Source organism: Kitasatospora sp. NPDC002227, assembly GCF_040296285.1.
Lineage (GTDB): Bacteria > Actinomycetota > Actinomycetes > Streptomycetales > Streptomycetaceae > Kitasatospora.
Genome location: NZ_JBEOWY010000001.1, coordinates 92,864 through 116,696, shown reverse-complemented (window position 1 = coordinate 116,696; position 23,833 = coordinate 92,864). Strand labels below are relative to the sequence as shown.

The following is a 23,833-nucleotide window of genomic DNA, read 5'->3' as shown; positions in this document are numbered from 1 at the left end:
AGTGTTACACATCATGTCAAGTAGTAACGTCGCTCCGGGTGGTGCCGAGGTTCCCGGCGCCACCGGTCAGGTCACCGACCCGGCCAGAGCCACCACCGAGCGGAACACCGACGACGCGATCCTGGACGCCGCGGCCGACCTGATCGTCCAGCTCGGCGTGCAGCGGGCCCAGCTGTCCGAGATCGCCCGCCGGGCCGGGGTCAGCCGCCCGACCGTCTACCGGCGCTGGCCGGACGTCCGCGCCGTGATCGGCGCCCTGCTGACCCGCGAGATCCGGGCCGTCCAGGCGGACGTCCCGCCCATCGGCGGCGACCGCGCCTCCGTCGTGGCCTGGATCCTCGAGATCGCCGTCCGGCTGCGCGACCACCCCGTCCTCGGGGCGCTGCTGCACTCCGACGCGGACACCCTGCACGAGTACGTGGTCGAACGGCTCGGCACCAGCCAGCGCGGCCTGATCGACGCCCTGGCCGAGGGGATCGTGCTCGGCCAGCACCACGGCTCGATCCGCCCCGGCGAACCGGCCCAGCTGGCCGCGATGGTCCTGCTGATCGCCCAGTCCACCGTCCAGTCCCACCGCATGGTCGCCCACCTGCTCCCCGAGCCGGCCTGGCGGCGCGAACTGGCCACCGCACTGAACGGATACCTCGCCCCATGAGCACCCGCCCCGCTCCGTCCGGCCCGCCCGGCGCTCCCGGCGCCTCCGCGCTCAACGCGCGCCGCCGCCTCGCCGACCTCGACGCCCTCGCCGGCCCCGACGGGGACGCGATCGACGTGCTCGTCGTCGGAGCCGGCGTCACCGGCGCCGGCGCCGCGCTGGACGCCGCCGCCCGCGGCCTGCGGACGGTGCTGGTCGACTCCCGCGACCTCGCCTTCGGCACCAGCCGCTGGAGCTCCAAGCTGGTGCACGGCGGCCTGCGCTACCTGGCCACCGGCAGCATCGGCGTCGCCCACGAGAGCGCCGTCGAGCGCGGCATCCTGATGACCAGGACCGCCCCCCACCTGATCCGCCCGCTGCCCCAGCTCGTCCCGCTGCTGCCCTCGGTCGGCCGCGGGCAGGCCGCGCTGGTGCGGACCGGATTCCTCGCCGGCGACCTGCTGCGCCTCGCCGCCCGCACCCCGGCCGCCGTGCTGCCCCGCCCCCGCCGGGTCGGCGCGGCCGAGGCCCTCGAGCTCGCCCCGGCGCTGCGCACCGAGGGCCTGAGCGGCGCCCTGGTCAACTACGACGGCCAGCTGATCGACGACGCCCGCCTGGTGGTGGCCATCGCGCGCACCGCCGCCGAGCACGGCGCCACCGTCCTCACCCGGGTCCGCGCCGAGCAGGTCACCGGTGACGGCGCCCGGCTGACGGACACGCTCAGCGGGCGCTCGCTCACCGTCCGGGCCAAGGCCGTGATCAACGCGACGGGCGTCTGGGCCGGCGAGGTCGATCCCTCGATCCGGCTGCGCCCCAGCCGCGGCACCCACCTGGTGTTCGACGCCGCCACCCTCGGCCACCCGCGCGGCGCCCTCACCGTCCCCGTCCCCGGCAGCACCAGCCGGTTCGTCTTCGCCCTCCCGCAGCAGCTGGGCCGGGTCGTCCTCGGCCTGACCGACGAGGACGCGCCCGGTCCGATCCCGGACGAGCCCCAGCCGACCGAGGCCGAGATCGCCTTCCTGCTCGACACCGTCAACACCGCGCTGCGCACCGAGCTCACCCGGGACGACGTCCGGGGCGCCTTCGCCGGACTGCGGCCGCTGATCGACAACGGCGGCGGGGACACGGCGGACGTCTCGCGCCGCCACGCCGTCCTGGAGTCCCCGGCCGGGATGATCACCGTCGTCGGCGGCAAGCTCACCACCTACCGCCGGATGGCGCAGGACGCCGTGGACAAGGCCGTCCAGGCCCGCGGCCTGAGCGCGGGCGACTGCCGCACCCGCACCCTCCCGCTGGTCGGCGCCCCCGGCCACGCCGGCAGCACCCCGGCCCCCACCGGCGCCCCCGCCTCCCTGACCGCCCGTCACGGCGGCGCGGCCCGGGCCGTCCTCGACACCGCGACCGTGGAACAGGCCCTGGCGCCGATTGCCGAGGGCCTCGACGTGCTGCGCGCCGAGGTCGAGTACGCACTCACCCACGAGGGCGCCCTCGACGCCGCCGACATCCTCGACCGGCGCACCCGCATCGGCCTGGTCCCCGCCGACGCCGACCGTGCCCGCGAGGCGGTGGAGGAGATCCTCGCCACCGTCGCCACCGCCGGCTGACGGCCCCGGTGGACGCCGCCCGCTGAATGGGAGCCCGGTACCCCTCCACGCCCGGCCCGGTGCTCGTCCGCCCGGCCCGGGCGTGGAGCCGAGCAGCACCCCGCCCTCGGCCACCGCGCCCGCCGGACGGTTCAGTTCCGCGAGACCTGCTTGTCCTAGAAGGCCGCCGTGCGGTCTTCGCTGCGCGGGTCGGTCACCTGGTGCTCCGCGTAGACGCCGGCGCGAGACCTGCGACGCCAAGGGCGGGCGTGGGCCACTGCTTCGGCGGCTTCGGAACCGTCGTCGAGGTCCACGACCGCCAACGACGGCGAACCGTCCGCAGGGCACCGGTCAAGCCAGTCGCCGTCCGGGGCGATGACTCCGGACGGCGCGGTGGCGCCGTGCCGGGTCGGCACCGAGAAGCTGACCCAGTAGCTGTTCACCGCGGCGTGGCCCTGGGCCTGGGCGGCGGCGTTGCCCGGGGAGACGCCGGTCGTGGAGAACAGGACGCAGTCGACGTCCAGGCTCTCGTACTCGGCGAACAACTCCGGGTAGTGGATCTCCATGCCGAGCAGGCATCCGAAACGCACACCGTCGACGTCGAAGGTCACCGGCGAGACGCCCGGCGAGTACAGGTACGAGACCTTCGTGTTCGACAGCCGGCGCTCGTCGTAGCGCGTGACGACCTCGCCGCGATCGGAGATGACGTACAGGCTGTTGTGCGGGCGGTTCGGCTCGGTCAGGCGGTGCACCGAGGCGATCACCGTCCACAGCCGCAACTCGCCTGCCAACTCGGTGATCGCAGCCAGCTCTGCTCGCAGGACCGGCCACTGGCACCGGCTCCAGTCCGCCGGGCCGACCGCGTCCGGGCCGTCGACGGACATGACGAGCATGTGGGGAAAGCAGATCGCGCCTTCCGGGAAGTGCACGATCCGCGCGCCCCGAGCAGCCGCCTCGCGCATCAGAGCACGGACCTGACGGCCGCTTTCGCGCAGCGCGTCCACATCTCGGGGGTCCTCGCGGACGGGGGTCTGCGCGACGGCGAGCCGCACGCTCCTGGGGTTCCCTGCCTCCGACATGACGTCTCCTGATGGAGTCGGACGGAAGTGCCGGAGGGCAGAGGTGTAGGACTCGCCGGTCTTGGCGGCGCGGGCGCGCACCTGGCGCTTGAAGTTCCTGCGGGCTGTCATCACGGCCTTCCACGCCTTGAGCGACCGTTCCCCAGCAACCCCGCCCGAGGCGATCGGGCTGCGACAACGGCCTGAGACGCTGGTCCCTTTGCCTCCGACAGGAGACCGTGCTGGGGACGGTCGCGGGAGGTTCGGCGTAGGCCACGCAGTCCGTCATCATGCCGTCGCCCACGGACCCCGTCAACCACCGCCACTCACTCACTGATCGCATCCGTTGCCACTGACCGACATCGGAACCACTCGTCCAGGGTCTGTCCGGCCGATCACGCCGGGCGGCCGACGCCGGGGCACGCGCCCTCCTGGCCCGGCATCGGGCAGGAGGGGCCCTTCGCCAGCTTCTGGTCGGTCGCCGATGCTCCGCATGGACATGCCCCAGCCTTCGGCCGGGAGGTGCCCCCCGCGTCGGCACAGCCCGCGCGTCACTCGACGGCGCCCCGCCTGCCCTCCGGGCGGACGACGGGGGTTGACGACGGACCTTAAGACACCGTTTCTTCTGGCGGAACGCCTTCCGAGTCAGCGATCGTTCGTGGGCTCTGCGCACTCTTCCAGGAGAGCGGCGAAGGCAACGCCAGCAGACTGGACGGGGAAGGTCCGGGAGGTCGTGGCGAGGTCCGGCGACGTGATCACGTAGTGGTGGGCGAGGTAGGAGAGATCTCCCCAGCCTTCCCTGCTGTGGGCGCGCATCAGGACCTGGTCGCATCTCGTGCAGGCGATCCACGGGACGAGGACGGGGCCGGCCGGGTCCTGGCCGGGGCCGAGGGCTGGCTGATCGTCCGAGGCACCGCCGTGTTCGAGAAGCTTCAGATTGGCTGGTGCGTCGTCCCCACGGCATTGGAGGATCCGGGGCGTGAGTGCCTCCCTCTCGCCCCATGTCTCCGCGAGTACGGAGATCTGGGCCCTGACCGTTTCGCTGATCGGCACTTGATGGACGAGGAGCCCTGAGACGAGCAGGCCGAGCCCTGCCTCCTGCTCCCCGATGTTCCAGCAGTCCCGGACCTCTTGGGCCTCCGGCTCCGGCAGCAGGGCGGCGAGTCGGTTCCAGGCAGCAGCGTCATCGGTCACCCAGCAGACGCTACCGGTCGACGCCGACACCCAGACGCCGGAGGCAGATGGGCTTCACCGCCGCTATGAGCGGGAGGCCGAACCCTTCCTCGCCTTCGCCGGCATCGCCGCGACCCTCATCTGCTACCGGCATCTGACCCGCTGACGCTCTACCAGGCTCCCACCTCCGGACTGACCGACGGCAGCCCCCACAGCTCCAGCTCTCCGCTGACCAGGTCCGCCATGAATTGGGCTACCCCACCGGCATAGTTCCACCAGGCGCCGCTGCGCGAGGCAACAGTGACCACCCACTCCTCCGGACTCGCCCCGGTGGTACTCCACAGGAAGAAGTCACCCTGGGTCGATGTCGCCCAGACGAGAAGGCCGCCCGGCGCGGGATACGTGCTCATGGGAACGGACAGGTTGGCATCCTCAAGCCATTCGTCGATGACATCAAGCTCCTCGCGGGTTTTCTCAAGCCAGCGGCCGTACTCGCCGGACCCCTGGCCGCCGGACCCCTGGCCGCCGAAGCCCAGGAAGCCTCCGAGCTCGAATGCCGGGTACAGCTCGCAGAGCAGCTTGAAGTCGGCTGGGAAGTCCGTCCCTGCCTCCATCTTGAAGGAGTCCCAGTCGAGGCTGCGCGGTGCGGGAAGCCGTAGCGCACCGAGACCCGGTACAGCACGCTCCAACGCCTCAACCGCCGCCACCGGATCCTTCAAACGGTGACGCGGCTCCTGGGTACCAACGAAATCATCCACACCCGCACCTTGCCAGAGCGCCACGGCCTGCCCTACAGGCCCCCGGGGAGCCACCACCAGAATGGATAACCTCTGACTGGGCGTTTCATCCCTGACTCGCTGGCTCATGTTCCTCGCCAGGTGGGGGTGGTCTCGCCCGTGAGTCGGCGGGTCATGAGGCCGATCATCGCGACGTGGATCATGGCTTCGGAGCGGGCGGGGAGGGCTTCGTAGTCGCGGGCCAGGCGGCGGTGGTTCATGAGCCAGCCCAGGGTGCGTTCGACGACCCAGCGGCGGGGCTGGACGACGAGTCCCCTGGTGGCGGGGTTGCGTTGGACGATCTCGACGTCGATTCCGAGGGCGGCACCGTGTTCGACGACGGCGTTCTTGTAGCCCATGTCGGCCCAGGCCTTGCTGATCGCGGGGTGCTTGGCCGCGACCGCGGTCAGCAGCTGCTGACCAGCGGTGCCGTCCTGCACGCTCGCAGCGGTGACCAGGACCGCGAGCAGCAAGCCGATGGTGTCGGTGACGATGTTGCGTTTCCTGCCGACGATCTTCTTCCCGACATCGACACCCTGCGTGGCGGCGGGAACGTTCGTGGAGGTCTTCACGCTCTGGGAGTCGATGATGCACGCCGTCGGCTCCGGATCGCGGCCTTCGGCGGCGCGGACCAGGCGTCGGAGAAGGCCGTTGAGCTGCTCGAACACTTCCTCCTTCTGCCAGCGGGCGAAGTAGGCGTAGACCGTTTCCCAGGGCGGGTAGTCGTGCGGGAGGTAGCGCCAGGGGATGCCTGATCTTGTCGGGTCATATGGGTTCAGGCACGGATTCCGTGAAGTCGATCATCCACGCTGAGGGTCCGTCACGGTCTGTGGTCGGCGACTCGCGGCAGTCAGCAGGAGCCGCTTGCGCAGTAGTGGAAGTTTCGCTCTGCCGAACATGCTGCGCTTGAGGGCTTTAGAAGTTACGTGGAATCTGCCGGGGTGATCATGTCTCTCCGGCGCAACCACGGACTTGGGAGATGTGTTGGGCGGCACGATGGTGCTGACGGAGAAGTGGCCGGTGCTCGGCCGGCACGAGCAGGCGGCGACCTGGCTGACGATCTGGACGGATCTCGGACGTGCGCCCCGTACGATCGATGCCTACGCCCGCGGGCTGGCCGAGTACCTGCTGATGTGCGAACGAGACAACGTCTACCCGGTCACCGCGAGCCGGGCACGCGCTGATATCGGAGTGCGCACAGGCCTGGGAGAGTGACACAGTCACTGCCGTGACCTTGATGAACATGCTCGTCGACTTCGCCCGAACCGGCCGGATCGGGCCGCTTCACTGCGGAATGCCCCTGGCCGAGGCTGAGCACCTCCTCGGCCCGGGGCGGCCGCACCCCGCCCACATCATGAAGGGGCCCGACATCGACGGCTACCCGTACTCCTGGGACGGACTCAAGCTGGACGTAACCCAGCGGGCGGTCAGCGGCATCTGGATCCACCTCCGGCCCGGTTCGACAGCGAAGTTCCCCGCTCTCGTCCTGCCCGATTCCGAGTCGTTCGAGGCCACTGTGCTCCGCGAGGAACTGATCACGGCCCTGGACACCGCAGGCTGTGAGCATCACGTCAACGACACCCTCACCTTCGGCCAGCAGTCCAGCATTCTCACCCGGCCCGCTGACGTCTACGCGGTCTTCAGCCTCCCGGGCCGGGACAACCACGTGCCTCACCGAGGCCGTCAATACCTCGACGTGATGCACAAGTACACGGCTTGACATCGCTGATTCCATAGAATCAGGTCGTTGACGCGGCCTTCAACGGGGCCGGAGGACCATTCGGTACTCATGCCGAAGACGACGGCGTCGAGGTCGGTGATCAGCCCGGCGGCGAAGGAGGCCAGGCCGCACTGCTTGTCGGCGCAGACATCGGCGATCCATCCGCGCAGCCGGTCTCCTTCACGGTTGGTCATGATGACCGCGAACGTCCGGACGTGGGTGGTGGCGGCCGTGAGCTCGGGCGAACGGGCCAGGAGCGTCTTGAGCCTCACTTGGTCGTCGTCGCGCAGGTGGTCGGGGTGGCTCATGATCCAGCGGGTGGCTTCGCGGGGCGAGGGCGGCCGGGCCATCGGCGGGCAGCCGTCTGCGGGCCGGCGCCCGGGACGCAGCGGACGGACGTAGTCGCGCAGGGTGCTGTAGGCACAGCGGGCCCCGCGTTCTTGCAGCTCGCGGTGGAGGATCGACAGGTTCGTGCAGCCCTCGGCGATCCGTTGCTCCAGGTAGGGCCGGTAGCGGTCGAGTTTGCTGGTTCGGTCCTGCCACTGGCCGTGCAGCATTGCCTCCGGGCTGGCGGCGCGGGCGTACTTGCGCACCGTGTTGCGGCCCAGTCCGAGGCGGCGGGCGACTTCGCGCAGGCTCAGGCCCTGCTCGACCTGGGCCCGGACCGCGGCGTGGGTGTCGCGGAGCCGGTCGAGGAACTTCCCCGGCGGGTAGGGCTCGGACGGCTCCCGGCCGACGGAGACAGGCTCAGGTGCCGGTTCGGGTTCGGGTGGAGGCTCTGGCTCGACGAGGCCGCGGAGGAGGGCACGGTGGTGGGAGACCAGGCGTTCGACGGCTTCGCCGAGGTTGTGCCAGACGTGCCATTTGTCCGCGCAGTGCTGGGCCTGCGGGGCGCCTTCGGCGAAGAACGCCGCGCGGTCGCGGCAGACGATCTCAACGCCGGGGTGCTCGCGCAGCCATGCGGTCAGGGTCTCGGCCTCGCGGTCGGGCAGCAGGTCCATGGGTTGGTGGGTCTCGCAGTCGATCAGGATCGTGCCGTACCGGCGGCCCTTCCTGGTCGCGAACTCGTCCACTCCCAGCACCCGCGGCACCGCCCAGGCCGGCTCCGGCAGCGCCATCACCACTCGAAGTACAGTCATCCGGCTGACCGCGATGCCCAGCACCAGCCCCAGCCGTACCACGACGCGAGCGGCCAGGACGACACCAAGAGCACCGACGATCCGCTGTAGGACGGGCGTCCGCCGACCGTAGCGGCTGGTCAGCCCCTCGACCTGCTCGGCGAAGGTCACCCGCGCACAGCCGCTGTTGTCGCAGAACAGGCGGCGCACCGACAACTCGATGAGTACTGGTTGGGTGCCGACCGGAGCATCGGCGATCTTGCGCCCGTGTCGCGCGTCAGACTTTGTGGCAGGGCTCGTTTCTTGTGGGTCCTGCTGCTTGAAGGAGTCTGATCGATCATGGTGAGGCCACCGGCACTGCCGCCGGAGGAGAAGGTCCGGATCGTGCTGTCGATTCTGGCCGGTGAGATGACCGTTGCCGAGGCCGCGCGGCGGGCGAAGGTGTCCGAGCAGTCGATCGGGACCTGGAAGCGCCAGTTCCTGGAATCCGGCCGGGCAGGTCTCGTGGGCAAGTCCGGCCCCAGCACTCGGGAACAGCAACTCGAAGCCCAGGTTGCCGACTTGACCCAGGCGCTGGGTGAGGCCGCGGTCGAGCTGCGGGTGTGGAAGAAGTCCGCGGAGGGCCGGCTGGGCCCTTCGAGGACCTCGAGGTGATCCGCACCGAGGCGGGCATGCCGACCGCGAGGTTCTGCCGGCTGATCGGCGTGCCCGAGCGGACCTGGCGTCGCCACCAGGCCCGCGCCCGCCAGGGCGCGCAGGCCAGAGGACCGTGGCCGCGCCCGGCCCGCGAGAGCGTCCGGGAGACCGCCCGCCGGCACGCGCTCGCGCACCCGGCCTGGGGCCACCGTAAGGTCTGGGCGATGTGCCGCCACGACGGCCACCGTGTCTCCCAGGCGACCGTACTGCGGCTGCTGCGGGACGAGGGCCTGCTGCTGGAGGCGAACTACCAGCGGGAGCGGCGCCAGCTCGCCGCCCGCCGCAAAGCCGCCTTCGCAACCGGGCCGACCGGCCCGAACCAGGTCTGGCAGCTCGACTTCTCCGAGTTCGAGACCGCTTCGGGCGGCACCTGGCGGCTCGCGGGCTGCCGCGACTACTGGTCGAAGTACGAGCTCGGCTGGCACGTGTCGCCCACCGCGAACCAGCACGACGCCATCGCCGCGATCGAACTCGCCCTCAAAGAAGCGGAGTCGCTGGCGGGAATGCCGCTGGCCGAGCTCGCCCCGCGCGACGCGGACGGGACCGTGAAGCCGCTGGTCACCATCGTCACCGACAACGGCGGACCGTTCCGCTCGTTCCGGTTCGAGGCGTTCATCGCCACCCGCCCGGAGCTGCGGCACGTCCGCACCCGGGTCCGTACGCCAGGCCAGAACGGCTCACGCGAGCGCGGCTTCGGCTCGCTCAAGTACGAGAAGCTGTTCCTCGAGGAGATACCCGACGCCCTCGACCTCGTCCGGCACGCCGAGGACTACCGGCGCGACTACAACACCGTCCGACCGCATGAGGCCCTGGCCTGGAACCGGCCCCACGACGTCCACACCGGCGCCGCGGACCCGCTCGTCCCCAACTTTCCCGAACCCGAAAACCTGCCAACTGCTTGACGCGGGACACTCGCGGTCGTGGCCGAGACCTGCCGGGCCGGCTCCTCGGCCGGGTTCGCCTGGGCACTGTTCGAGGAGTGGCGACAGGCCGGCCTGCCCGCCAAGGAGAGCTGGATCCTGCACGCGCTCGGGGTGCTGGGGGACGACGGGACGGTGCGTCGACTCACCCCGGTGCTGCGCGACTGGCCCGGCGAGGGCGCGCACCACCGCGCGGTCGAGGGCCTGGACGTACTGGCCGCGATCGGCACCGATGTCGCGCTGCTGCACCTGCACGGCATCGCCCAGCGGGTGAAGTTCAAGGCGCTCAAGGTCCGCGCCCAGGAGAAGATCGCCGAGGTGGCGGAGCACCTGGGCCTGACCGCCGAGCAGCTGGCCGACCGGCTGGTCCCGGATCTCGGCCTCGGGCCGGACGGCACCACGGTGATCGACTACGGCACGCGCCGGTTCACCGTCGGCTTCGACGAGCAGCTGCGCCCGTTCGTGCGGGACGGCGACGGCAGGCGGCGCAAGGAGCTGCCCGCCCCCGGCGCCCGGGACGACCAGGAGCTGGCCGCGGCCGAGCGCAAGCGGTTCACCGCATTGAAGAAGGACGTGCGCACCACGGCCGCCGACCAGATCCGCCGTCTGGAGGCCGCCATGGTCGCCCAACGCACCTGGACCGCCGTCGAGTTCGGCGCGCTCTTCGTCGACCACCCGCTGGTCCGGCACCTCGCCGGCCGCCTGGTCTGGCTGGCCGACGGGGCCGACGGCACCACGACGGCCTTCCGGACCGCCGAGGACCGCACCTTCGCCGACGTGACCGGAGAGGCCTTCGTGCTCCCCGGGAACGCGACGGTCCGGCTCCCCCACCCGCTGCACCTCGGTGAGCAGTCGGCTGCCTGGTCGGCGGTCTTCGCGGAGCACGGGATCCTCCAGCCGTTCCGGCAACTCGACCGCCCGGTGCGCCGGTTGACGCCGTCTGAGGCGGACTCCAACCGCCTGCACCGCTTCGAGGGCTGCACGGTGCCGGTCGGCCGGCTCCTGGGCCTGACCAAGCGCGGCTGGGAGCGCGGCGAACCGCTGGACAACGGCATCGAGCGTTGGTTCTCCAAGCGTCTCGCCGACGGCTGCCACCTGGTGATCCAGCTCAATGAGGGCATCTGGGTCGCCGTGGTGGGCGAGTACTCCGACCAGACCTTCGAGACGGTCTGGCTGGACGTGGCACCCCGCGACCACCTGGGCAGCCGCCACGAGTACCCGCTCCGGTTCGGCGAGCTGGACCGGATCGTCGCCTCGGAGCTGCTCGCCGACCTGGAGGAGGTGACGGCCCGGTGAGCGCCCTCGGAGGTCACTGACGGGTGGTCAGCAGATCGGTGCGATGGCGTTCGAGGTCGGTGACGGTGTCGAGGTCCACCTCGACGGTGTAGCGGCTGGGGGTGCCGTGGGGGGCCGTCTCCCGGGTCAGCTGGAGGCTGTCGACGAAGCCCCAGTCGGCGCCGGTGTAGACGCCCTTGATCCGCCCTTCCACCGTGCCGACCGCCTCGAACGGGCCGCCTTCCCACCGGAACGTCCAGTGGGTGCGGTACCAGGCCTCGAGCTGCTCGGGGGTGGCCAGGTACCGGTTGCCGTCCGGGGCCCGCGGGTCGGCGGGGAGGCCGGAGGACGCCAGGCCGGCACCGGTCAGGGCGATCCGGCCCGAGGCGTCGGCCCGGGCGTCGGCCGGGTATGTGCCGCCGCGGTGGACGGCGCAGGCCTCCGGGCGGAAGTCGTTCGCCTCGGCCAAGCGCCGGAGCAGCTCGGCGCGCGGGCCGAGCAGGTCCTCGCGGCGCTCCGTCGGGTCGGTGACCTCGCCGCGCGGGAATTCGCCGCGGTAGCCGATGACCCGGCGCTTCAGGTGCTCATCGGCGAAGCCCTGGTCGTCGCCGAGGTAGTGGCCGGCGATCGTGGCGTCCGTGGCGCCGGTGCACTCGAAGAGCTCACCCCGCCAGCGGAACGTCCGGTGCACGGCGTACCAGGCGTCGAGGCGGTCCGGGGCCAGCGGGTACCCGGCGACCGAGCCGTCGGCGGCGTACCGGGGTGCCACGCCTTCGGGCGCGGAGGAGCCTGGCTCGGGCAGCAGTTCGACGCAGGGCCACCGGCTGGCAGCGGAGCGGGCGGCGAAGCGCACCCCTCGGAAGACGGCAACCTCGCCCTCGTACCTGTCGAAGCGGCCGTCGGCGTTCATACGCCCTATCTCAGCACGGTGCGCGAAGCCGGGTGCTCACCGGGCGTCGACGTAGTCGACCAGTTGCATCATGCCGAGGTCCTCGTGCTGCAGGTGGTGGCAGTGGGCGAGGGTGCGGCCGGTGAAGTCCTCGTACTTGACCAGGAAGGTCACCTGGTCGCCGGGGTTGCCGCCGGCGAGGCCGATGGTGTCGTGCCAGACGGGTGGGTCGAGGCGGGTGCCGTTGCGGTGGGTGACCAGGACGTGGTTGGTGTGGAGGTGGAAGGGGTGGTTGAAGGCCGGTCTGGTCTCGTCGCTGCGGACTGTCCAGCGCTCGACGGTGCCCAGCGGCAGGGTGTGGTTGACCTGGGCGGGGTCGAAGAGGCCGTAGGCGGGGTCGCGGGTGAGGTCACCGGTGGGGTCGGCGGCGGGGGTCGGGTGGCTGCCGAGGATCCGGTAGGCGTTGGGGAAGGGGGCGGCGAAGACGCCCTGGTCGACATGGAAGACCACCTCGCGGTCGGCCGTCGGGTTGGCGATGTCGCGCTCGTCGAGGAAGGGCTTGCCCTGGGGCAGGGCGGCCGGCAGCGGCATCGGCGGTACGGCGGCGGGCCCCGAGACCGAGACGGTCAGCAGCGGGGCCGGGACTCCGTCGGCCTTCAGGGTGAAGGTGCCCGCCGCCCCGGCCCGGACCAGCACGTCCGCCCGGTTGCCCATGGCCAGCCGCAGCACGTCGACGCCGACCGGCGCGGGGAAGGTGATGCCGTCCTGGGCGATCTGGTGCACCGTCGGCAGGTCACCGCTGCCGGTGATCCGCAGCGGCAGGGCGGTGAACGCAGTCGCGGCCACCAGCCGCCAGCGCTGGACTTCGCCCGGGCGCATGGTGACGGTGGGGTTGACCACTCCGTTGACGGTGAGGACGGGGGCGACGGCCGCCAGCGCGGTGCCGGAGGTGAAGTCGGGCACCTTGCCGTCCTTGAGGCGGAGTTCGCTGACGCACATCACCAGGTCGGCGGCCGCTCTGATCTCGGGGACGTCGTCCACGTCGCCCTCGACCACCAGGACCCCGGCCATGCCGCCGACCAGTTGGACGGTGGTCGCCCCGTGCAGATGCGGGTGGTACCAGTAGGTGCCGGCCGGGTGGCCGGCCGGGATCTGGACGGTCGTCACGTACTGGGGCTCCGGCGCTCCGGCGGCGGCTTCGGCGACGGTGCGCGGCGCGAACTCGCGCAGGACGTTGTCGGCCTCCCCGGACGGGGAGACGTGCAGGCCGTGGGTGTGCAGGTTGAAGCTGTTGGGGTTGTGCGGCCGGTTGTGGCCGCCGCCGCTGTCCGGGTTGGGCGGCAGGCCGTTGACCTGGGTGAGCCGGAGGGTGTCCCCGGCGCGCACCCGCAGGGTCGGCCCCGGGATCGTGCCGTTGTAGGTGCGGGTGGTGACCGTGCCGTACCCGGGGACGGTGACGTCCGTCAGCCGTACGTCGAGGGTCTGTTCGACGAGTTGGCTCCGCACCCCGCCTACGGTCGGCGGCGAGCACACCGTCGGCTGCGCCAGCGGCACCGCCTTCGGGCGCGGCCGGGCGGAGGCGGTGCCCCGCGTCGCGGCGAGGACGGCGGCCACGGGGAGGGCTTTGAGTACCGCCCTACGGCTAATACGATCATTTCCGCTCATAATCGGGCAATCTAGAGCGGACCGACGACCGTACCGGTCAGGCTCACCGCGAGGCGTGTCGCGTACCCGCCATCGGGAGCGCTCTCCTGTGATGGGATGTACTCCTTGTGTCCGAGCCCTGGGGAGGCCGTGATGTCCCGTACCGCGCAGGAGATCTTCCACAGCTACGTCCACGCCGGCCCCATGACGCAGAACGCCGACGCGCTGGCCGAGCTCTTCACCGAGGACGGTGTCTTCGAGGCGCCGCTCATGCCCGACGGCGCGAGCCTTCCCCGCCGGATCGTGGGGCGGGAGGCGATCCGGCACACGCTGGCGGCCCACTACGAGCGCCAGGCGAAGGACACCCGCCCGCCGAACGTGGAGAAGTCCGGGTTCGTGCTGCACACCACGGCCGACCCCGAGGTGTTCATCGTCGAGATCGACTCGGTCTTCGACACCGAGGGCGAGGACCGCGTCGTGCCCCTGGTGCAGATCTTCCGCCTCCGGGACGGCAAGATCGCCCGACTGCGGGACTACTTCTCCCCCGCCCTGATCGCCTGACGCCCCGGCGGGCCGAGCGCGCACCGGCGGGCCGAAGGCGCCATACCGGCCCGGGGGGGGTGCCATGCCGGCCCGGGGGGGGTGCCATGCCGGCCCGGGGGGGGTGCCATGCCGGGCCGGGGGTGCCATGGACGCGGCGGGCCGGTCGGACTATCGTCGCCCGGCATGACCTTCTCCATCGTGGCCCGCTCCGGAGCCGCCCTCGGGGTGGCGGTGGCCAGCAAGTTCCTCGCCGTCGGCTCCGCCGTCCCCGCCGCCGAGGCCGGGGCCGGTGCGCTGGCCACCCAGGCCTGGGCCAACCTCGCCTACCGCCGCCAGGGCCTGGCCCTGCTGGGCACCGCCGTCGCCCCCGAGCACGTGGTGGCCGGCCTGACGGCCGCCGACCCGGACCGGGCGCACCGGCAGCTCGGCGTGGTCGGCCCGGCCGGGCCCGGCGCCACGTACACGGGTGAGGAGTGCATGGCCTGGGCGGGCGGCGTGGCGGGTGAGGGCTACGCGATCCAGGGGAACATCCTGACCGGGCCCGAGGTGGTCCGCGAGATGGAGTCCGCCTGGCTGGGCTCCGCCGAACTCCCGTTCGCCGAACGGCTGGTGGCCGTGCTGGCGGCCGGCGACGCGGCGGGCGGCGACAGCCGGGGCCGGCAGAGCGCCGCCCTGTACGTGGTCGAGCCGGGCCGGGGCTTCGGCGGCTCCGGCGACATCTCCTACGACCTGCGGGTGGACGACCACCTCGACCCGGTCACCGAACTTCGGCGCCTGCTCGGCATCCACGAGATCCTGCACGGCACCCCCGATCCGGCCACCCTGCTCGACCTCGAGGGCGAACTCGCCGCCGAGGTCCTGCGCCGGGTCACCGCCCTCGGCTACGACTCCCTCGACCGCTGGGCCGGGGTGGAGAACCTGGAGGGCCGGCTGGCCGCGGGCCGCATCGACCCGCTCGTACTGGCCCACCTGCGCGCGATGGGCTAGCACGCCCAGACACCCTCAAGGCGTGACAACTCCTCGGCCGCCCGGGCCAGTTCGGCGTCGTACTGATCGGCATCGAAGTGGCACTCGGGCGGTCTCGGCTCGTCCGCGCACGTCTCCCAGCCGGACCACTCCACCAGGCCCCGGGCCCGCCGGACGACCGCCGACAGGAAGCCGCAGCACCCTCCCGTGCACTCCGGCTCGCCGAGCACCACGCGCCGCGCCGCACCGCTCGCCCACAGCGAGCCGTCACCGGCCGCGGCGAGCGCCTCGGCCGCGTACGGTCCACGGCCACCCTCGCCGACCGCCGCCGGCGTCAGCTCCTCGCCGTCGATCCACAGCTCCAACTGCGCGGCCCACCGCCGCCCCGGCGGTACCACCCTGATCTCCGACCGATCGAACACCCGGCGAGCGTACGGGCCACCGGGCCCGGCCGCCCGGCCATCTCCGCCTCAGAGCGGCGGACGCTCGTACAGCGCGACCAGCACGCCGTGGACCGGTTCGCCCTCGGGAGCCTCCTCCGCCCCGTCGACCAGGGCGTCCAGCTCGGCTGCCAGCCGGGCGGCCTGGGCGCGGGTGAGGCGCAGATGGCGCAGCGTCAGGGCGGGCGGCGCCGGCTCGCGGGGGGCCGCGGCGTACTCGGCGGAGACGGCGGAGAAGATCGCCACGGCCGAGCCGGCCTCGGCGGGGTCGGTCGGCGACATGGCGACCCGGCGCGGGGTGCGGCGGTAGTACTGCTCGGTGCCGCCGCGCACCTGGCGGGTCTCGGCCACGTGCACCAGGCCCGCCTCCCGGAGCACCTTGAGGTGGTGGGCGACGGTGCCCTTCTGCGCGTCGAAGCCGACGGCCAGCTGGCTGATGGTGGCCGAGCGGCCGCTCAGCGCGAGGAGCAGGCGCTGGCGGAGCGGGTGGGCGAGGGCCTTGTGCTGCGCGGGGCTGTCGACGGTCAGGTCGTCTGTGTTCGGGGAGTCTGCGGTCACGAGCTAAGCGTCGAAGATTCTTGACACTTTTGCAAGCCGCATGGTGAAGTAGCGGCGACTTGATCAACCGACCGGCACCACCAGGGGGACCGAGAGATGACTTCGCTTCAGCCCGAGCAGATCACCGGGATCGTCGAGGAGACCGCCCGGCTCACCGAGGAGGGCTACGTCTTCGCCGAGATCGGCACCGGGATCGCCACCGTGCTCCGCGACCGCCTGGCGGCCGGGCACTACCACGCGGCGCAGGACCCGGAGGAGCTCGGGAAGCTCGTCACCGAGGACCTGCAGTCGGTCAACGGTGACCGGCACCTGCGGCTGAAGTTCCACCCCGAGGAGATACCGGCCAAGCAGGACAGCGCGGCCATGGCGATGATGAGCCGGTTCGGCGAGCTCTCGCTGGGCGGGGTGCCGGCCGTGGAGCGGCTGACCGGCGGCGTGGTGCGGCTGGAGATCGGGCCGATCATCCTGCCGCTGAGCCTGGCCGTCGAGCCGCTGACCGCCGCGCTCAACCTGGTGGCCGGGGCACAGGCGCTGGTGCTCGACCTGCGCGGGTGCATCGGCGGGAGCCCGGAGACGGTGTCGTACATCTGCGGGTACCTGTTCGACGAGCGGACCCACCTGAACACCCTGTACGACCGGGAGGACGACGCCGAGACCCAGTTCTGGACGCCGCCGCACGTGCCGGGCCCGCGGTTCGGCGGCAGCAAGCCGCTGGCCGTACTGACCTCCAAGGCCACCTTCTCCGGCGGCGAGGAGCTCGCCTACGACCTGCAGCAGCGGGGCCGCGCCCGCGTCTACGGCGAGCGCACCGGCGGCGGCGCCAACCCCCGGGTCGGCCACACCGTCCACCCGCACCTGGAGGCGACCATCCCGGTCGCCACCGCGATCAACCCCGTCTCGGGCACCAACTGGGAGCTGGTCGGCGTCGCCCCGGACGTCGAGACCGACCCGGCCGAGGCACTCGCGGCCGCCCACCACGCCCTTCTCACCGAGATCGCGGCGAGCGAGAGCGACAGCCACTCCGCCCGCGAGGCCCGCGAGCACCTGGCCGGCGCCCCGGTGGCCGACACCGCCGCCACCCCGCTCTAGGAGCAGGCGCTCCCACAGGCTGACCAGCCTGCCCGGACCATGTGGGTGGTCCGGGCAGGCGGTCGAGAACCCGGCTCGGGCTGTGCCGAGCCGGGTCTACGGGCCCGACGGGCGGACGGACGGCGCCGGCCGGTCCGACCGCGCGACGGGCGGGCCCGGTGGTGCGAGGCGACCCCTCAAGAGGCCCTGAGACCCTGAGGCGGGCCCGCGCCGGGGGGCGTCGTACACCCCCCTTCGAGGCCCCGGAGGGCTGCCCGGCCGCTCAACGAACGGGCAGCTCTCCGCTGAGGTCAGGCGACAGTGACGACGATCTTGCCACGGGTGTGGCCCTCGGCGTTGAGGCGCAGCGCCTCGGCGGCCTCAGCCAGCGGGAAGGTCGCGGCGACCTCGACCTGGAGCCGGCCGCTCTCGGCCAGGTCGGTGAGGGCGGTCAGGTCGGCGAAGTCGGGGCGGACGAAGACGTAGCGGCCGCCGAGCGCCAGTACCGAGCCGTCCGCGATGGAGGCGATCCGGCCGCCGTCCGCGAGCAGGGCCGGGGAGAGCTGGAGGGCCTCGCCGCCGACCAGGTCGAGCACCGCGTCCACACCCTCCGGCGCCAGCTCCCGCACCCGCTCGGCCAACCCCTCGCCGTAGCTGACCGGCTCCGCGCCGAGCACCCGCAGGTACTCGTGGTTGCGCTCGCTGGCGGTGCCGATCACCCGCGCCCCGAGGCTGACCGCGATCTGCACGGCGAGCGAGCCGACCCCGCCGGCCGCCGCATGGACCAGCACCGTCTCGCCCGGCTTGACCGCCAGCGCGTCGACCAGCGACTGGTAGGCGGTGAGCCCGGCCAGCGGCAGGCCGGCCGCCTGCTCGAAGCTGAGGTTGCGCGGCTTGCGGGCCAGCGTGCGCACCGGCGCCGCGACGTACTCGGCGAAGGTGCCCCGGCCGACCATGTCCTCGCGGACGTACCCGATCACCTCGTCACCGACGGCGAACTCGGTCACGCCGACGCCGACCTGCTCCACCACACCCGAGACGTCCCAGCCCGGGATCACCGGGAAGACCGCGTCGAGCACCGAGTCGAGGTACCCGGCCTGGATCTTCCAGTCCACCGGGTTGACCGCGGCGGCGTGGACGCGGACCAGCACGGCGTCCGGCCCGAGCTTCGGCGCGGGGACGTCGCCGAACTCGAGAACCTCGGAGCCGCCGTAGCTGCGGTAGGTGATGGCCTTCATGGTGGTGCTCCTTGTGGGACATGACAGGAAGGAAAGCTTCGAGGACCTGGATTGTTGAGCTCCTCAAGCAACGGGTTCGACGGTAGACCTGAATAGTTGAGATTGTCAAACATCCACCCTGATACCCATCGGCCGCCCGCCGCCCCAGCTGGGAAAATGCTTCGACGGGCCCGGTGACCATCGGCTACCGTCCCGCCATGACGAACTTGGAAGAGCTGCTGCACGAGCGGCTGAGCGCTGCGTACGAGACGGTGACGGGCGAGGTCGTGGAGCCGCTCGTGCGCCGATCGCAGCACGCGCACTTCCAGTCGGACGCCGCCCTGCCCACCGCCAAGCGGCTGGGGCTGCCGCCCCGGGAGCTGGCCGCCCGGGTGGTGGCCGCCGCCGAGCTGGGCGATCTCTGCTCGGGCGTCGAGATCTCCGGCCCCGGCTTCGTCAACCTGACCGTCTCCGACGCCGCGCTCGCCAGGCTGCTCACCACCTCCGCCGCCGACCCGCGGCTCGGCGTGCCCGAAGCGGCCGAGCCCCGGCGGGTGGTGGTGGACTACTCGGGGCCCAACGCCGCCAAGGAGATGCACGTCGGCCACCTGCGGTCGACCATCATCGGCGACGCCGCCGTCCGGGTGCTCGAGTGGCAGGGCCACCAGGTGGTCAAGCAGAACCACATCGGCGAGTGGGGCACCCCCTTCGGCATGCTGGTCGAGCACCTGCTCGACGTCGGCGAGGCGGAGGCCGCCCACGAGCTCTCGGTCGGCGACCTGAGCGGCTTCTACCGGGCCGCCCGGGCCAAGTTCGACGCCTCCGAGGAGTACCAGGAGCGGTCCCGGCGGCGGGTGGTGCTGCTGCAGAGCGGGGACGCGACCACCCTGCGGCTCTGGCAGCAGCTGGTCGAGGAGTCCAAGAACTACTTCCTGACGGTCTACCAGCTGCTCGGCGTCCGGCTCGGCCCCGCCGACTTCCGGGGCGAGAGCGCCTACAACGACCAACTGCCCGCCATCCTCGAAGAGTTGGCCAGGCTCGGGCTGCTTGAGGAGAGCGCCGGTGCCGACTGCGTCTTCCCCGGGGAGCACCGGAACCGGGCGGGCGATCCGCTGCCGCTGATCGTCCGCAAGAGCGACGGCGGCTTCGGCTACGGCGCGACCGACCTCGCCACCATCCGGTACCGGCTCGGGGAGCTGGCGGCCGACCGGCTGCTCTACGTGGTCGGCTCGCCCCAGCGGCAGCACCTGCAGATGGTCCGGGAGACGGCCGAGGAGGCCGGCTGGCTCCGGGCACCCGCCACCGCCGAGCACATCGGCTTCGGCTCGGTGCTCGGCTCCGACGGCCGGATGCTGCGCACTCGGGCCGGTGCCTCGGTCAAGCTGGTCGACCTGCTCACCGAGGCCGTCGCCCGGGCCACCGCCGTGATCGCCGAGAAGAACCCCGAGCTGGACGGGACGGCCCGGGCCGCCGTGGCCCGGGCGGTCGGCATCGGCGCGGTCAAGTACGCCGACCTCGCCACCGACCGGCAGAAGGACTACGTCTTCGACTTCGACCGGATGCTCTCCTTCGAGGGCAACACCGCGCCCTACCTCCAGTACGCCCGGGCCCGGATCTGCTCGATCTTCCGGCGGGCCCAGGTCACCGCCGAGGGTCTGACCGTCACCCGCCTCACCGAGCCCGCCGAGCGGGAGCTGGCCCTGGAGCTGCTCGGCTTCGGCCAGGTGGTCGGCGCGGTCGGCGAGACGCTGGAGTTCCACCGGCTCGCGGGTTACCTGTTCGGCCTGGCCGGCGCCTTCACCTCCTTCTACGAGCACTGCCCGGTGCTGGGGTCCGAGGGCGAGCTGCGTACCAGCCGGCTCGCCCTGTGCGATCTGACGGCCCGTACGCTGGCCGTCGGCCTCGATCTGCTGGGTATCGAGACCCCCGACCGGATGTGAGGGTGCCATGAGTCGTAGAGCCGGGCTGTTCGTCCCCGAGGAGGAGGACCAGCGCTTCGCGACGCCCGCCAACGCCGACGAGCGCACCCTGCTGCTCGATCTGCTGGCGGCGCAGCGCAGCACGCTGGAGCTCAAGTGCGCGGGCCTGACGGGCGAGCTGGCGGACCGCTCGGTGGAGCCGTCCACCCTGTCGCTGCTCGGCCTGGTGCGTCACCTCGCCGAAGTGGAGCGCCGCTGGTTCCGCCTGGTGCTCGCCGCCGAGGCGCTCCCGCCGCTCTACACCTCCCCCGAGGCCCCCGACCACGACTTCGACGGCACGGCGGGCGACCCCGCCTCGATCGCCGAGGCCTGGGCGGCCTGGCGGACCGAGGTGGCCTTCGGCGAGGCCTTCGTCGCGGCGGCACCCAGCCTGGACGTGGAGGGCGAGGACGACTGGCGCGGCACGGTCTCGCTGCGCTGGGTGCTGCTGCACCTGATCGAGGAGTACGCCCGCCACAACGGGCACGCCGACCTGCTCCGCGAGCGGATCGACGGCGCGCGCGGGATGTAGTCGCTCAGGGCGCGGTCAGCCGCGCCGAGAGCCACTGCAGCGCGGTGGGGATGAGCCGCGTCCAGGTGGTGAAGTTGTGGCCGCCGCTGTCCACCGTGGCCTGGTCCACGGTGAGCGGCGGGCGGGCCAGGGCGGCGAAGGCCTGCGCCTCGGCGTAGGTCGAGCCGTCCTCCAAGCTGTCGGCCAGCAGCAGCGAGACGGCGGGCTGGGGCAGGTGGGTGAGGCGCCAGCTCAGGTCCGCCTCCTGGCGGCGCTGCGGGCTACCACCAAAAAGATCACCGGTGGTGACGTCCTCGGCGGCCTTGTAGTAGCCGGAGAGCGAGACGGCGGCCGGGTAGGTCTCCGGGCTGGTCAGCGCCAGTTTCAGTGCGCAGTAGCCGCCGGTGGAGTCGCCGATCATCGCCAGGCTGCGCGGCCCGGCCTGCACCCGGTAGGAGGCCCGGATCGCCTTCGGCACGTCGGTGGCGAAGTAGGTCCGCGCCTGCGGGCCGCCGGGGACGTCCTCGCACTCGCTGTCCCGCGGCATCGAGGGCGAGGGCCGCAGCAGCACCTGCACGGAGGGGGCCACCGTGCCCGCGCGCAGCTCGCGCAGCAGGGTGCCCGGGTAGTCGAGCTTGGTGACCAGGTTCTTGGCGTCCCCGGGGAACCCGGTCAGCACCACCACCGCCGGGAAGCTGCGCTGCTGGTAGGCCGGCTGGAAGTACTGCGGCGGCAGGTAGACGTACCCGTCGGAGCTGAGCCCGCTCACCACGCCGGGCAGCCGGACGTGGTCCAGCCGCCCGACCTGCGCCGGTGACCCGGCCGGCCCGTGCACGCCGTCCCCGGGCAGCGGTACGACGCCCACTGCCGGGCCGGAGGGGCCGGACGGCTTCGCGCCCGGAGCCGTCCGCAGCGTGACCGCCCCGCCCTGGTCGGTGCCGAGCAGGTCGCCCCAGGAGGCGTAGAAAGCGAAGTAGTCGTTGGCCAGCAGGCCGAGCGTGCAGACCAGCGCCAGCTGGGTCACCAGGACGGTGCCGAGCCGGGCGAACAGCGCGGGCCAGCTCCGGACGGCCAGCCGGGGCCAGATCCACAGCGTGGCGGCCACCAGCGCGACCGTCAGCACGGCGGCGAGCAGCAGCACCTTGTGGCTGGTGAGCCCCACGGCGGCGGTTACCGGTAGGGCCGGGCGGTCGCGGCGAGCAGCGCGATGTCGTCCTCGGCCGGGGCCGGGGCCAGGCCGAGGAGGGCGTCGAGCAGCTGGTCGCAGCCCGCGTACGGGGGCAGCCGCAGGCGGGTGAGGCGGCGCAGCGAGACGTCGATGTCCTCGCCCCGGCGCTCGACCAGGCCGTCGGTGTAGAGCACCAGGGTGTGGTCGGCGGGCAGTTCGGCGGTATGGGTGCGGTAGCCGCCGAGGCCGGTGCCGAGCGGCGGGCCGGGGCGCACCGGCAGCAGCACGGTGCGGCCGTCGGGGCGCACCACGGCCGGGGGCAGGTGCCCGGCGCTGGCGTACTGGCAGCTGCCGCCGCCGGGATCGGCGGTCACCACCATGCAGGTGGCCGGGCGGGCGTCCTTGGCGCGGCCGAGCAGGGTGTCCATCTGCTCCAGGATCTGCTCGGGCGGCAGCTGCTGGCCGGCCAGCACCCGGAGCATGGCCTGGTAGTGGGTCATCTCGACGGCCGCCTCCAGGCTGTGGCCCATCACGTCGCCGATCGCCAGCAGGGTGCGGCCGTCGGGCAGCGCGGCGGTCTCGTACCAGTCGCCGCCGACCAGGGCGCTCGTCCCGGCCGGGCGGTAGCGGAAGGCCACCTCGAGGTCGGGGTGCGGCTCGCCCGGGTCGGCGAGCAGGGCGCGTTGGAGGCCGAGCGCTATGGAGTGCTCGCGGGTGTAGCGGCGCGCGTTGTCCAGGCTGATCGCGGCCCGGCGCACCAAGTCCTGGGCGGCGGCGGCGTCGTCGCCGGTGAAAGCGGGCGAGCCGTCCACCCTGGTCATCGAGACGGTGCCGATCTGGTGCCCCCGGGCGGCCAGCGGCACCACCAGCGCGGAGTGGATGCCCAGCGCGCGGTACTCGGGCACCCGTCCGGCATTCGGGGCGGCCCGGCGCAGCGCGTCGTCGTCGGGCACGTTCTCGATCACCGGCCGCCCGGTGGCCAGGCAGCGCGGCACGGCCGAGCCGGGCTGGTAGTCCACGTACTCACCGGGGGTGCCGAAGGCGCTCGTCCGCTCGCGCAGCTCGGGCAGGGCGGCCATCGCGGCACGGCGCAGCCGGACGTGGCCGCGCAGCGCCGGGCGGGCGTCGGGGGCGTCGTGGTAGGGCAGCACCTCGACGGTGGCGATCTCGGCGAGGGTGGGCACCAGGAAGTCGGCCAGCTCGCCGCAGGTGGTGTCCATGTCGAGGGTGGTGCCGATCCGGGTGGCGGCGGCGTTCAGCAGGGCGAGGCGGTTGCGGACCTGCTCCAGCTCGTGCTGCTGCTCCCGGGAGGCGGTGACCTCCAGGACGATGCCGACCAGCCCCATGGTGCGGCCGCCCTCGCGCAGCCGGTGGTAGGCGCCGTGCCAGTAGCGGCGGCGCAGCGTGGAGGGCTGGCGGGTGTGGCCGCTGGAGGTGACCTCGCGGGGGCGGCCGTCGGCGAGCACGGCGCGCAGCACGTCCTCCCGGGCGTCTATGCCGGGCACCACCTCGGCGATGGCCCGGCCCAGGTGGTCGGCGGCGGGCACGCCGTTCATCCGGGCCAGCGCGGGGTTGACGTACCGGTAGCGCAGCTCGGTGTCGAGCACACCGACGCCAGCCGGGGTGCCCTCCAGGATCAGCCGGAGCGGCCCGCCGAGCTGCGGCCAGTGGCTGTCGGCCACCATGGGCACACCTCCCGTCTGCCCGCACTCCTCCGCTCATCGTGCTGCGCCGCGCGGCTCGCCGCATCCCGGGCGCGGCGGGACTTCAGGCCCCTGAACTGGGGTCCTGTGCGGCGCCCCGGCCGCTCGCGCGGCTGGTCGTACGGATCGGGTCAGGGCCGCTGCGGCGGCCCTTCTGCGCTGTCCCGATGCTCGCAGTGCTCCACCCCGGAAAGACACCTGCCACAAGGAAGGCA

23 protein-coding genes and 2 pseudogenes are annotated in these 23,833 nt (G+C 72.6%); 13 read left to right on the top strand and 12 right to left on the bottom strand.

Annotated features, from left to right (window positions below):
• The first annotated feature begins 13 nt into the window (after positions 1-13).
• Both ABT095_RS00515 and ABT095_RS00510 read left to right on the top strand, forming a co-directional pair.
• Positions 14-655 carry a TetR/AcrR family transcriptional regulator gene (locus ABT095_RS00515; protein ID WP_350527004.1) on the top strand — a complete coding sequence of 214 codons (642 nt, stop codon included), beginning with the start codon at positions 14-16 and terminating at the stop codon, positions 653-655.
• Entirely contained in the window at positions 652-2,238 is a 1,587-nt protein-coding gene (locus ABT095_RS00510) for a glycerol-3-phosphate dehydrogenase/oxidase (protein ID WP_350527003.1), read from the top strand. Before ABT095_RS00515 ends, ABT095_RS00510 begins: the two co-directional genes overlap by 4 nt.
• Before the next feature lie 155 nt (positions 2,239-2,393).
• Here the strand turns inward: ABT095_RS00510 and ABT095_RS00505 are convergent, their stop codons facing one another.
• Both ABT095_RS00505 and ABT095_RS00500 read right to left on the bottom strand, forming a co-directional pair.
• Complete coding sequence (locus ABT095_RS00505) at positions 2,394-3,407, bottom strand: carbon-nitrogen hydrolase family protein (RefSeq protein WP_350527002.1); 1,014 nt, start codon at positions 3,405-3,407, stop codon at positions 2,394-2,396.
• Positions 3,408-3,920: 513 nt separating this feature from the next.
• Complete coding sequence (locus tag ABT095_RS00500; protein ID WP_350527277.1) at positions 3,921-4,469, bottom strand: hypothetical protein; 549 nt, start codon at positions 4,467-4,469, stop codon at positions 3,921-3,923.
• Between the two features lie 52 nt (positions 4,470-4,521).
• On the opposite strand from ABT095_RS00500, the pseudogene ABT095_RS00495 reads away from it, so the two are divergent.
• Positions 4,522-4,614, top strand: a pseudogene (locus tag ABT095_RS00495) (IS5/IS1182 family transposase); the annotation flags it as partial.
• Positions 4,615-4,618: 4 nt separating this feature from the next.
• Here ABT095_RS00495 and ABT095_RS00490 read toward each other — a convergent pair.
• Both ABT095_RS00490 and ABT095_RS00485 read right to left on the bottom strand, forming a co-directional pair.
• Positions 4,619-5,206, bottom strand: coding sequence for an SMI1/KNR4 family protein (locus tag ABT095_RS00490; RefSeq protein WP_350527001.1), 588 nt, complete (start codon positions 5,204-5,206; stop codon positions 4,619-4,621).
• A gap of 104 nt (positions 5,207-5,310) precedes the next feature.
• Positions 5,311-5,982 (bottom strand): annotated as a pseudogene (locus ABT095_RS00485) (IS5 family transposase); the annotation flags it as partial.
• 226 nt (positions 5,983-6,208) lie between these two features.
• Here ABT095_RS00485 and ABT095_RS00480 point away from each other — a divergent pair.
• Positions 6,209-6,439 (top strand): hypothetical protein, encoded by a 231-nt coding sequence (locus tag ABT095_RS00480; RefSeq protein ID WP_350527000.1) that lies wholly within the window; start codon positions 6,209-6,211, stop codon positions 6,437-6,439.
• A 13-nt stretch (positions 6,440-6,452) separates the two neighbouring features.
• Positions 6,453-6,944 (top strand): hypothetical protein, encoded by a 492-nt coding sequence (locus ABT095_RS00475; RefSeq protein WP_350526999.1) that lies wholly within the window; start codon positions 6,453-6,455, stop codon positions 6,942-6,944.
• On the opposite strand, the gene ABT095_RS00470 is transcribed toward ABT095_RS00475, so the two are convergent.
• Positions 6,908-8,515 (bottom strand): ISL3 family transposase, encoded by a 1,608-nt coding sequence (locus tag ABT095_RS00470; RefSeq protein WP_350527265.1) that lies wholly within the window; start codon positions 8,513-8,515, stop codon positions 6,908-6,910. The genes ABT095_RS00475 and ABT095_RS00470 overlap by 37 nt on opposite strands.
• Between ABT095_RS00470 and ABT095_RS00465 the strand changes: the two genes are divergently transcribed.
• From ABT095_RS00465 to ABT095_RS00455, 3 genes are read left to right on the top strand one after another with little or no spacing between them, the layout of a single operon-like run.
• Positions 8,402-8,716: a transposase gene (locus ABT095_RS00465; RefSeq protein WP_350527264.1), complete on the top strand. Its 315-nt coding sequence runs from the start codon at positions 8,402-8,404 to the stop codon at positions 8,714-8,716. The genes ABT095_RS00470 and ABT095_RS00465 overlap by 114 nt on opposite strands.
• Positions 8,713-9,660 carry an integrase core domain-containing protein gene (locus tag ABT095_RS00460; protein ID WP_350526998.1) on the top strand — a complete coding sequence of 316 codons (948 nt, stop codon included), beginning with the start codon at positions 8,713-8,715 and terminating at the stop codon, positions 9,658-9,660. The genes ABT095_RS00465 and ABT095_RS00460 overlap by 4 nt, the downstream gene beginning before the upstream one ends.
• Positions 9,661-9,678: 18 nt before the next feature.
• Entirely contained in the window at positions 9,679-10,974 is a 1,296-nt protein-coding gene (locus ABT095_RS00455; RefSeq protein WP_350526997.1) for a DUF4132 domain-containing protein, read from the top strand.
• A 13-nt stretch (positions 10,975-10,987) separates the two neighbouring features.
• Here the strand turns inward: ABT095_RS00455 and ABT095_RS00450 are convergent, their stop codons facing one another.
• Positions 10,988-11,863, bottom strand: coding sequence for a hypothetical protein (locus tag ABT095_RS00450; protein WP_350526996.1), 876 nt, complete (start codon positions 11,861-11,863; stop codon positions 10,988-10,990).
• A 36-nt stretch (positions 11,864-11,899) separates the two neighbouring features.
• Positions 11,900-13,456 carry a multicopper oxidase family protein gene (locus ABT095_RS00445; RefSeq protein WP_350526995.1) on the bottom strand — a complete coding sequence of 519 codons (1,557 nt, stop codon included), beginning with the start codon at positions 13,454-13,456 and terminating at the stop codon, positions 11,900-11,902.
• Positions 13,457-13,639: 183 nt separating this feature from the next.
• On the opposite strand from ABT095_RS00445, the gene ABT095_RS00440 reads away from it, so the two are divergent.
• Entirely contained in the window at positions 13,640-14,047 is a 408-nt protein-coding gene (locus tag ABT095_RS00440; RefSeq protein WP_350526994.1) for a nuclear transport factor 2 family protein, read from the top strand.
• A gap of 165 nt (positions 14,048-14,212) precedes the next feature.
• Positions 14,213-15,016: a DUF1028 domain-containing protein gene (locus ABT095_RS00435; protein WP_350526993.1), complete on the top strand. Its 804-nt coding sequence runs from the start codon at positions 14,213-14,215 to the stop codon at positions 15,014-15,016.
• Here the strand turns inward: ABT095_RS00435 and ABT095_RS00430 are convergent.
• Together ABT095_RS00430 and ABT095_RS00425 are read right to left on the bottom strand one after the other, a co-directional pair.
• Positions 15,013-15,417, bottom strand: a complete 405-nt coding sequence (locus ABT095_RS00430; protein WP_350526992.1) for a hypothetical protein — start codon at positions 15,415-15,417, stop codon at positions 15,013-15,015. The genes ABT095_RS00435 and ABT095_RS00430 overlap by 4 nt on opposite strands.
• 48 nt (positions 15,418-15,465) lie before the next feature.
• Entirely contained in the window at positions 15,466-15,993 is a 528-nt protein-coding gene (locus ABT095_RS00425) for an ArsR/SmtB family transcription factor (protein ID WP_350526991.1), read from the bottom strand.
• A gap of 96 nt (positions 15,994-16,089) precedes the next feature.
• On the opposite strand from ABT095_RS00425, the gene ABT095_RS00420 reads away from it, so the two are divergent.
• A complete protein-coding gene (locus tag ABT095_RS00420) occupies positions 16,090-17,082 on the top strand; it encodes a S41 family peptidase (RefSeq protein WP_350526990.1) in 993 nt (330 codons plus the stop codon).
• Between the two features lie 290 nt (positions 17,083-17,372).
• On the opposite strand, the gene ABT095_RS00415 is transcribed toward ABT095_RS00420, so the two are convergent.
• A complete protein-coding gene (locus ABT095_RS00415) occupies positions 17,373-18,299 on the bottom strand; it encodes an NADP-dependent oxidoreductase (protein ID WP_350526989.1) in 927 nt (308 codons plus the stop codon).
• A gap of 197 nt (positions 18,300-18,496) precedes the next feature.
• On the opposite strand from ABT095_RS00415, the gene argS reads away from it, so the two are divergent.
• Complete coding sequence (gene argS, locus ABT095_RS00410; protein WP_350526988.1) at positions 18,497-20,218, top strand: arginine--tRNA ligase; 1,722 nt, start codon at positions 18,497-18,499, stop codon at positions 20,216-20,218.
• A 7-nt stretch (positions 20,219-20,225) separates the two neighbouring features.
• A complete protein-coding gene (locus ABT095_RS00405) occupies positions 20,226-20,768 on the top strand; it encodes a DinB family protein (protein ID WP_350526987.1) in 543 nt (180 codons plus the stop codon).
• Positions 20,769-20,772: 4 nt separating this feature from the next.
• Here the strand turns inward: ABT095_RS00405 and ABT095_RS00400 are convergent, their stop codons facing one another.
• Positions 20,773-21,909, bottom strand: coding sequence for an alpha/beta hydrolase (locus ABT095_RS00400; protein ID WP_350526986.1), 1,137 nt, complete (start codon positions 21,907-21,909; stop codon positions 20,773-20,775).
• 8 nt (positions 21,910-21,917) lie between these two features.
• Complete coding sequence (locus ABT095_RS00395) at positions 21,918-23,600, bottom strand: SpoIIE family protein phosphatase (protein ID WP_350526985.1); 1,683 nt, start codon at positions 23,598-23,600, stop codon at positions 21,918-21,920.
• Positions 23,601-23,833 lie beyond the last annotated feature (233 nt).